3 protein-coding genes and 1 pseudogene are annotated in these 2,843 nt (G+C 37.8%); all 4 read right to left on the minus strand.

Features of this window, described 5'->3' with window-relative positions; genetic code table 11:
• Positions 1 to 243 precede the first annotated feature (243 nt).
• Positions 244 to 504, minus strand: a complete 261-nt coding sequence (locus GWI59_RS02895) for a hypothetical protein (RefSeq protein WP_109848579.1) — start codon at positions 502 to 504, stop codon at positions 244 to 246.
• A gap of 37 nt (positions 505 to 541) precedes the next feature.
• Positions 542 to 754: pseudogene (locus GWI59_RS02900) on the minus strand (VENN motif pre-toxin domain-containing protein); the annotation flags it as partial.
• A gap of 237 nt (positions 755 to 991) precedes the next feature.
• The gene (locus GWI59_RS02905; RefSeq protein WP_109848581.1) at positions 992 to 1,483 is read right to left on the minus strand and encodes a hypothetical protein; all 492 of its coding nucleotides are present in this window, start codon (positions 1,481 to 1,483) and stop codon (positions 992 to 994) included.
• On the minus strand, positions 1,473 to 2,843 hold a 1,371-nt coding region (locus tag GWI59_RS02910; RefSeq protein ID WP_202608817.1), incomplete at its 5' end, for an EndoU domain-containing protein. The genes GWI59_RS02905 and GWI59_RS02910, both read right to left, overlap by 11 nt.

Consider the following 2,843-nt stretch of genomic DNA (forward strand, 5'->3'; position numbering starts at 1 on the left):
CTGTGGGCGTTATCGGTATCTTGGCTTAATTGCGCGATATCTTGCTGTTGATTATCGCTATCACGAACTGTCCATGTGCCTTGTGATACCGCAGATTGAGTGGTGTTTTCAGCGCTGTCAACATGATTACCTAGCATTTCCTGTATGTATAAAGCACTTGCCATGTAAAAACATGGCTCATCATATTTATATTTAAGATATTAAAATAAAAGTGTTAATAATATTTAATAAAAAATTATCAAATTATCTTTCTCTCATTTCCATTAATTGGATAATAAAAATACTAACACCAAAAATAACTCCACCGCCTACACTCATTTTTAATAATTTTTCTACCTTATAATCTTCGAATAACATTGAAATAGGAGTATTAAAATAAAAATAATCAAAAACAAATAGAAAAAAATCAACAACAACCCCTATTAATAATAAGCCTAACATACCTATTATGGAATATAAAATAATAGCAAAAATAAAAAGTGGTATTTTTTTTATTGTTCTCATTTTTCTTCTCTTTTATCTATTAACTCTTGCAATTTAGATGCCCCATATTCGCCAGCATATTGCCTTCAACACCCCCTGAGGTACTTACACCACCAGATTGATGCTCAACTTTATATTCTGCGTAGTTATGGATATCACTAAAGCCTAATGTACCCGTATCAAGCTGATTATTTTTAGCCTCTGCGGTACTGCTAATTACTGCACCATCAAGCTGGGTATGTTTACCCACACTGATATCAAACCCTTGATTACACACAAATAAGGCTGATTAAATAACAATTTAACACAGAACCATGTAGAAATACGGTTCCCCAACATGGCTAAATTGAACAGTTGACTATCTGGTTGTCAGTGACACTGTAAGCTAAATACACAGAATTATTTACAGGGCCAACTTGGCCTTTATCCTTAACCTATCTTCATCCTCTAAGCTGAGCAGTTGATTATTTAGGAACTAGAAGTAGATCCAAGAACAATTACAGAAAAACTACTCCTCTAAATAAAACAAACCGTGAGAATCTTTCAGCGTCGCATAAATTCTCATAGCCTCTTCCCCTTCAGCTATGTATTCCACATCAATCGGCTTAGGTGGAAAATCAGGATCAGTATAATTACCGCCCAAAAAGGCTTTATATTGTTCCAGAATATAAAGTAACTGATCAATGGTTAACAAAACTCTCTGTTCTTGCACATACTCATTGGCGATAAATACCATATTTTTCGTCACCATCACCCAATGGGCATTCCCCATACCAAAAAAACCATCGGGTGCTCGACTAGAGGGTAAGTTAGTTAAATTGTTTATCCAAATATCAATAGAATTTAGTGAGTATTGAATATCATCAGACAACCAGCCGGCTAATTCTCGAGAGCCATAGCCTAAGGTGGTTTTATCTGTTGATACCCATAATTTATTACCTATGGGTGTAAAATCTTTACTATTATTATTCCACCAAAAATTTATTTTATCATTTAGCATTAGTACTCCTACCTTCAAATACGGGCCATGCCGTTGCACCTGAACCATCCGGCTTGCCATAATAACCTTCTATTTTAACACCACTATCAGAATATCCAGTCCATTTTTCTGTGTTTGGTATATTTGTTGAATTTTTAAATGCACTCTCTATTTCCTGAGCGGTTTGTCGCTTAGACCAGTGTTCAGGGAAAAATGTTGTTTCACTTTGTTTTTTTATCCATTTTCCTGTTACTTCATTTCTTACTGATATATACCCTTTTGAAACACCATTTATATCGGGTATAGCAGTCCATTTATCAACCCTTACATTTGGATCTCTTAAATAATGGCCTCCACCTGCTTTTTGAAAACCATTTTTATATATTTTTACTTCTCCCTTAAGAATATGATCCATTCGTATATAAGCTGTTTTTAAACCATTACCACCTTGTTCCTGAACTAATTCTAGAGGCGTAGATGATGGCTTAAAATCATATAGATATTCACCCCCTTCCCACTTCGGAATTGACTGCCCATTTTTAACAAATGCCAAATAGGTTTTTGCTGCGATAAATTGAAGGGCTTTCGCTGTTGTAGTTGGTGGAGTACTTCCCACTATTTCAGCCGCTTTTTCAGGTGTCATCTTCTGTTGTATTAAAAATACATCAAGCGGTATACCTGTAATATTTCCCCATGCAATCATTATCCCCAAAGCAGGATCTTGCTCTTCTGGATGAATTCCTTTAGCTGCTCTTGTTAAAGCTGTATTAATTTCCTCTATACTATTATCATTTCGTGCCATCGAAATAGCCAGTGATGACATGGCTTGCCCATACTCAGCCATTCCTGCTGGCAGATCCTTAGGACCAAAGACATTATTCTCAACCACCACTTTCCCGGCTTGGGCGGCATTGGCGACACCTGCGCTATTATCGCTAATTAAACCACCGGCAATGCCTGAAGCTAACGTTGCCCATGCGCTTATATTCTGCTTTTCAGACTCAGTCAGTTCTTCGGGAGCTTTGCCATAAAGTGAATGCGATAAAATACCCACCGTTTCACCAGTCATCGCACCCGTGGCTTGTGCTGCCACATTTTCACCTTTTGCCAATGCAAGACCGGCATTGAGTAAACCGTGGGCAAGCGCGCGCTGAATATCACTTTCAACACTGTTACCTTGGACTTGGTTTTTTACTTCTTTGGCAAGATAAGGGGCTGAGCCATTAGCAATCGCGGTGACAATGTTATTGCCCATCATACCTTGCGTAAATGCCGTGATAGCTTGGATGGCTCGGGTATATTTACCGCCCGTACCAAACTCAGACTGGTTGGTATAGTCCTGTAAACGTTGTTGGAAAAGGTAATTTTGAACGTCACGCTC

The organism is Proteus sp. G2673 (assembly GCF_009915125.1).
GTDB classification, from domain to species: Bacteria; Pseudomonadota; Gammaproteobacteria; order Enterobacterales; family Enterobacteriaceae; genus Proteus; species Proteus penneri.

Bases quoted from the DNA above. Each gene is read 5' to 3' on its own strand.
- GWI59_RS02895 (WP_109848579.1), bottom strand. From the start codon at position 504: ATGAGAACAATAAAAAAAATACCACTTTTTATTTTTGCTATTATTTTA.
- GWI59_RS02905 (WP_109848581.1), bottom strand. From the start codon at position 1,483: ATGCTAAATGATAAAATAAATTTTTGGTGGAATAATAATAGTAAAGAT.